Annotated in this window: 5 protein-coding genes; 4 read left to right on the top strand and 1 reads right to left on the bottom strand. The window is 42.0% G+C overall.

The window, feature by feature from the left end:
• Positions 1–278: 278 nt before the first annotated feature.
• From BABA_RS18830 to BABA_RS18840, 3 genes are read left to right on the top strand one after another with little or no spacing between them, the layout of a single operon-like run.
• Complete coding sequence (locus BABA_RS18830) at positions 279–2,633, top strand: xanthine dehydrogenase family protein molybdopterin-binding subunit (RefSeq protein ID WP_007086821.1); 2,355 nt, start codon at positions 279–281, stop codon at positions 2,631–2,633.
• Positions 2,620–3,459, top strand: a complete 840-nt coding sequence (locus tag BABA_RS18835) for an FAD binding domain-containing protein (RefSeq protein WP_007086822.1) — start codon at positions 2,620–2,622, stop codon at positions 3,457–3,459. The genes BABA_RS18830 and BABA_RS18835 overlap by 14 nt, the downstream gene beginning before the upstream one ends.
• Entirely contained in the window at positions 3,456–3,935 is a 480-nt protein-coding gene (locus BABA_RS18840) for a (2Fe-2S)-binding protein (protein WP_007086823.1), read from the top strand. The genes BABA_RS18835 and BABA_RS18840 overlap by 4 nt, the downstream gene beginning before the upstream one ends.
• Positions 3,936–3,974: 39 nt before the next feature.
• Here the strand turns inward: BABA_RS18840 and BABA_RS18845 are convergent, their stop codons facing one another.
• On the bottom strand, positions 3,975–4,367 hold the full coding sequence (locus BABA_RS18845) for a hypothetical protein (RefSeq protein ID WP_007086824.1): 393 nt from the start codon (positions 4,365–4,367) through the stop codon (positions 3,975–3,977).
• A 111-nt stretch (positions 4,368–4,478) separates the two neighbouring features.
• On the opposite strand from BABA_RS18845, the gene BABA_RS18850 reads away from it, so the two are divergent.
• Complete coding sequence (locus tag BABA_RS18850; RefSeq protein ID WP_007086825.1) at positions 4,479–6,548, top strand: peptidoglycan D,D-transpeptidase FtsI family protein; 2,070 nt, start codon at positions 4,479–4,481, stop codon at positions 6,546–6,548.
• Positions 6,549–6,647: the final 99 nt, after the last annotated feature.

Here is a 6,647-nt window from a genome sequence, read left to right on the forward strand (position 1 = left end):
AAAGGCCTCAAAAATACACAAAAAGACCTTTACAGTAAAGTAAAGGTCTTGCTAACAACGTCCATGTTGCCAATAAAGCCGGAGAAATGAATCCTCGAAATGACGACTTTATTGTAGCAGCTACTCCCCTTTAAAAAGGAAATATTTAATTACTAATAATATATGATACTTTTAATCATTTGTCAAACTGTATAAATTTTACAACAAAAGACAAAATAACATGGAGAAAATCTAGGTCGTGAAACAACTATATTTATTTGCCAGGAGGACTTCGTTTTATGCAAGAAAAACCATGGAAATCGGTTGGAAAGTCCGAACAGAGAATTGACGCAGTCGAAAAAGCAGCTGGGACGGTGAGATACCTAGGGGATTACTCCATCCCTGGCCTAGCTCATGCCAAATTAGTGACCAGTACACATGCCCATGCAAAAATTAACAACATAGATCTTACTGAAGCATGGAAAGTTCCCGGTGTTCGTGCCATTGTGACCGGCAACATGTTCCCTTATCATATCGGCCCTATTCTTGCAGATCGTCCCCCGTTAGCTTTTGAAAAAGTACGATATTATGGAGAACCGGTGGCCATTATTGTGGCGGATCATGAACACCAGGCCAAAAAGGCTGCTCAGCTGGTAAAGGTTGACTATGCCCCATTACCGGTGGTTAATTCTGTTCAAGAGGCCTTCAAAACCGGCGCACCGTTAATCCATGAAAATTCCGGTCAGTATATGAAAATCATCAGCAATGTTTACCCTGTCCAAGGCACGAATATTGGAAGTCATATCAAAATTCGTAAGGGAGATTTTATTAAGACATGGGAACAATGCGAGACGAAGATTAAAGCTAGCTACTCTTTTAATTTATCTGATCACACAGCAATAGAGCCCCGCTGTGCCAGGGTGGAAATAAACCCGGCCGGCAAGGTTATCATTCATTCAACTACCCAATCTCCCTTTACAATTAAAAAGGTGTTAAATCAATTTTTTAATATCGATGTGGGAAATATCATTGTCCACACACCTTTACTCGGTGGTGCATTTGGCGGGAAAGGGAACGTTCAATTAGAACCGCTTGCCTACTTAGCATCAAAGGCAGTTGGCGGAAAATTGGTAAAATTAGAATATGAGCGTGAAGATGATTTAATTACAGCCCCTTGTCATATTGGGCTAGAAGCGACCATTTCTCTTGGCACTAATAAAGAAGGAAAGCTTATTGCTGGTCAATATACCTTCCTGATTGATTCTGGGGCCTACACTGATCAGGCTGCTGGGATTACCCGAGCAATGGCGATTGACTGTACAGGTCCATATCATATTCAAAATGTTTGGTGTGATTCTTATTGTATGTATACGAATCATCCGTTTGCTACTTCTTTTCGGGGATACGCACACCCCGAACTTACATTTGTCGTCGAGCGGACAATGGATCAGCTGGCGCAAAAATTAAACATGGAACCGATTGAGCTGCGTAAAATAAACGTGATTAAACCTGGGAACACCTCGCCTACTCAGACCGTTCTAAACGCTAATAACATCGGTGATGTCGAAAAGTGCATGGAACGTGCCAAAGAGCTTATACAGTGGGATGAAGGACAACGGATTGAAATTTCAAAAAATAAAATTAAGGCTAAAGGGATCAGTACCTTTTGGAAAACATCAACAACATCCACAAATGCACAATCAGGAGCCATTATTAAATTTAATGCAGATGGCAGTGTGTTTGTGAATTGCGCAGCTATCGAATTAGGTCAAGGAACCAAAACCGTTTTAGCCCAAATAGTTTCAGAAAGGTTAAAAATGGATATCAAAAAAGTTCATGTCACAATGGAGGTGAATACACAATACGACCCCCACCAATGGCGGACTGTCGCCAGCAGTACCACTTTTTTAGCAGGACGAGCGGTCATGGCAGCAGCCGACGATGCGATTTCGCAATTAAAACGAACTGCCTCCATTGCCATGCAATGTTCTATGGAAGATTTAGAGGTTGGCGGCGGCCGTGTATACCTCAAGCCCAGTCCTGAATATGGAATAAAAATTGAGGATATAGCTTTAGGATATAAATACCCAAATGGACATGCAGTGGAAGGTCAGGTTGTTGGACACGGAACCTATATTCAGCGCCATTTAACCCCGATGGATAAAGAAACAGGGTTTGGCAAACCTGGTCCATGGTGGTCGGTTGGGACACAGGCAGTAGAAATAGAATATGATACAAACGATTTTACCTATAAAATTTTAAAAGCTGTAACGGTCCTTGACGGCGGCACCATCATTAATCCGGCGATGGCCACCCAGCAAATGCGGGGCGGTATGTATTTGGGGCTTAGCTTTGCCAGCAGAGAAGCATTTATTTTTGATGAAAAGGGAAAGGTGTTAAATCCCCAATTAAGAACTTATCAGATTATGCGGTTTGGGGAGCAGCCAATTGAATATTTGGTGGACTTTATTGAGTCCCCTGCCGCTGACGGGCCATATGGTGCAAGAGGGATTGGTGAATATGGAGTGATTGGCATGGCAGGCGCACTAGCCAATAGCCTTTCTACCGCTGCACAAGTAAATTTAAATCATTTGCCGTTGATACCGGAATTAATCTGGAAGACACGGAAGGAGGCCCGAAATGATTCCGTTTGACTTTGAATACTTTAAACCAAACACCATTTCCGAAGCGGTTCAAACGTTTCGGGAGCTTCAAAATCAGGGAAAACAGGTTATTTACTATAGCGGTGGTACCGAATTTATAACTTTTTCCCGCATCAATCAAATGAAAGCCGATGCAGTTATCGATATTAAGGGAATCCCAGAATGTCATGTATTGGAACAGCAAGAGGATCAATTGGTCATCGGTGCTGCTGTTTCACTGAATAAAATTTCGGAATCTGCCTTATTTCCGTTGCTGGGGCAAACCGTTAAACAAATTGCTGACCATACTTCAAGGAACAAGATTACCATTGGAGGAAATATAAATAGCCGGTTAATCTATCGGGAAGGTATTTTACCGCTTCTTTTATCAGAGGCAAAGGTAAAACTGGCCGGAAATGAAGGGGAAATAGTCCTTCCATTAGCAAACCTTTTCGATAGAGAGTTAAAGCTCGATACAGGTGAATTCCTTGTACATATTTCAGTAAAAAAAAGCTATATGTCTCTTCCCTTTGCCAGCTTAAAAAAAACCAAAATCTCTAAGATCAGTTATCCTGTCGTTTCAATTGCGGCACTCTTGAAAGAACAGCAAATACGTGCCGCTTTTAGCGGTGTATGTGAATTTCCATTTAGATCCGACCAAGTGGAAGCGGCATTAAATGAAACCTCCCTTTCCAAGGTTGAAAGGATTGATAAGGTTGTTAGCCTGCTTCCATCACCGATTGTTGATGACATACAGGCGTCTAGCGAATACCGTGAATTTGTTTTAAAAAATGCCCTGCATGTAATAATAGATGCTTTGGAGGTGGCACCAACATGATCCAAAATAGTTTATCAAAAACAGTAATCAACCTGCATGTAAATGGAGAGACCCATGAGGTAATGGTTCGGTCGGCTGATACCCTTTTACATTCGTTACGCGATCAGTTGGGTTTAACTGGTGCAAAGCGAGCATGTGAAAATGGGGATTGCGGCGCCTGTACCGTATTAATTAATGGTGATCCAATGCATTCCTGCCTCTCCCTTGCCATCGAAACCATTGACCAGCCGATTACCACCATCGAAAGTCTAATGGATTCCCCAATTCAAAGGATATTTGTCGAAAAATGGGCAATTCAATGTGGATTTTGTACTCCTGGCTTTATCTTAAATTGCCACGCCTTGGCTAGTAAGCATCCCAATGCGGATGATGAAGTCATTGAGGAATGGATGCAATCCAACCTCTGCCGCTGTACTGGCTATCAAGAAATAAAAGATGCCGTAAAAGCGGCTGTACAAGCTTCGGCTCAGGCATAAAAAAATCCCAGCTTGCAGATGAAAGCTGGGTTCGTTGATTTACCCTTTTTTAAAGCTATAATCTCCTTCATTAAGTGACTCCATTAAACTAAGCGTCTGAGCGGCTTGCTCAATTTGCTGCTGGACTTGTTCTAATTGCTGCTGCTGAGCAGTGGTTGCCTGGGTCACCGCAATTCCTTGCAATTGGTTTAGCTGTTGAACTGCCTGTTGCAGCTGTTGTCCTGCCTGCTGCATTGCCTGCGGATTGGCCATCGAAGCATTTTGCTGGATCATTTGCTCAGCCTGCTGCATCGTCTGTAGTGCTTGCTGTTTTTGAGTTTGAAATTGCTGCTCCATCATTGCCTGGTTTTGATTCAGCTGCTGCTGTTGTTGCTGCATTTGTTGCTGTTGAAAGGTTTGTGACTGATTTTGCTGCTTGTTTTGTTTTTTCATGAACATACCTCCATTTGCGTCCCGTTTCCTCTAGTTTCTATTGATTTAATCTTTTTATCCTAATTATAAATAACAAAAAAGAGCAATTTAGTAAAAAGGATGTGCAACGATTTGGAGAAACAGAAAAAGAAAAAGTCTCATTTTCCTTTTCGCCTAAATGTACTTTTTTTTAGTGTTTTTTTATTATTTTCTGTATTAATTCTTCGACTAGGCTTCGTTCAAATTGTTTATGGAGAAAACTTCAAACGAGATTTGGAAAGGAAAGAAGATTTTACAGTTAGTCATCCAGTGCCTAGAGGAAAACTGCTCGACCGTGATTATCGTGTGATTGTCGATAATGTTCCGAAAAGTGCTATTACCTTTACAAATGAAGGTTTTAGCCAAACGGAGATGCTTGAAACCGCCAAAAAATTAGCTCAGCTAATTGAAAAAAAGCCAGATAAGGTCACAGAAAGGGACAAGCGGGATTATTGGTTGTTGAAAAATCAGAAGCGAGCCGACACGAAAATCACCAAAAAAGAAAGAGACTTATATGATGCCAAGAAAATAACAGATCAAGAAATCTATAAATTAAAATTAGATCGCATTACTGAGGAGGATTTGAAAGAATTAACAGCTGCAGACCTTGAGGTACTGGCGATTTTTCGTGAATTTACGAGCGGATATAAATTCACCTCGCAAATGGTAAAAAACGAGGAGGTTACCGAAAAGGAATTTGCCGTGGTTAGTGAAAATTTGCATTCCCTGCCAGGGGTGGAAACAACAACGGATTGGGATCGTACATATGCATTCGACCATACATTGAGATCTGTATTGGGAAAAGTGACCAATTACGGTGATGGTCTGCCTGCAGAGCAATTAGATTATTTTTTAGCGAGGGGCTATAGCCATAATGACCGAATAGGCAAAAGCCAGTTAGAAATGCAGTATGAAGATGTCCTTCATGGCTTTAAATCCAAGGTGAAGAATATTACAGATAAAACTGGCAGTGTCATTGACACCCAATCCGTTTTTTCAGGGAAAAAGGGAAAAGATCTTGTTTTAACAATTGATATGGATTTGCAAATGGCCATCGATAAGGTGGTTGAGGAAGAACTTTGGGCCGCAAAGAAATCACCCGGCACCTATTTATCCGACCGGGCCTATGTCGTTTTAATGGATCCTTGGACGGGAGATGTATTGACAATGTCCGGGAAAAAGATAGTCAAGGATAAAGATACCGGAAAGGTAGAAATGGTTGATGATGCCCTTGGAACTTTCACCACTACCTATAGTGTCGGTTCTACGGTAAAAGGGGCAACGATTTTAACAGGCTATAAAACAGGGGCGATTTCGCCCGGTACCACTTTTGATGATTCCGGAATTAAGATTAAAGACACTCCCATCAAAAAATCCTATGCCTATTTAGGCAGATTAAATGAAATTGAAGCCTTAAAAAAATCATCAAACGTCTATATGTTCCATACAGCGATCAAGATCGGCAAAGGGCATTATGAATACGATAAACCATTAAATTTCACGAACAGGATGGCGTTCGAAACCATGAGAAACTCTTTCGCCTCGTTTGGGTTAGGAACAAGAACCGGCATTGATTTGCCAAATGAACAAACAGGATTTAAAGGGCAAAGCAAGCTTCCGGGGTATTTACTCGACCTAGCGATTGGCCAATATGATACCTACTCCGCCATGCAGCTGGCCCAGTATGTTTCCACTATTGCCAACGGTGGTTACCGCATGCAGCCGCATGTGGTAAAACAAATTCGGGAACCTGCGGGTGAAAAGGACCAGCTTGGACCCGTCCTTCGAGAAATCACTCCAACCGTCCTTAATACGATTGATGTAAAAAAGGAATGGATGAATCGTGTACATTTAGGCTTCAAAAAGGTCATGCAATCCCCTGGTGGAACAGCCTATAATTTTTTCTCTGATGCCCCGTATGCACCTGCAGGAAAAACAGGTACTGCCGAAGCCTTTTATGACGGCCCTTTAAGGACTAATTACGGAAAAGTGCCGCCGCCCGTTATGAACTTAAGTCTTGTAAGCTACGCCCCAAGCTCTCATCCCGAAGTAGCCATGGCTGTTTTAGTACCTTGGGCTTATGAAGGTAAGGAAGACAATCGCGCAAACTTAAAAATTGGCCGAAGAGTATTAGACACGTACTTCCAAATGAAGAGAAAATAAGTAAAAATAAGAAAAGCGCAAGCGCCCTGTTCAGCGGCGTATGGCCTGGAGCGCTCCAACTGAGATAAAGGAAACACGATGAGCCGGAGGCGAATCGAT

It is taken from the genome of Neobacillus bataviensis LMG 21833, from assembly GCF_000307875.1.
In the GTDB taxonomy this organism is placed as follows: Bacteria; Bacillota; Bacilli; order Bacillales; family Cytobacillaceae; genus Neobacillus; species Neobacillus bataviensis.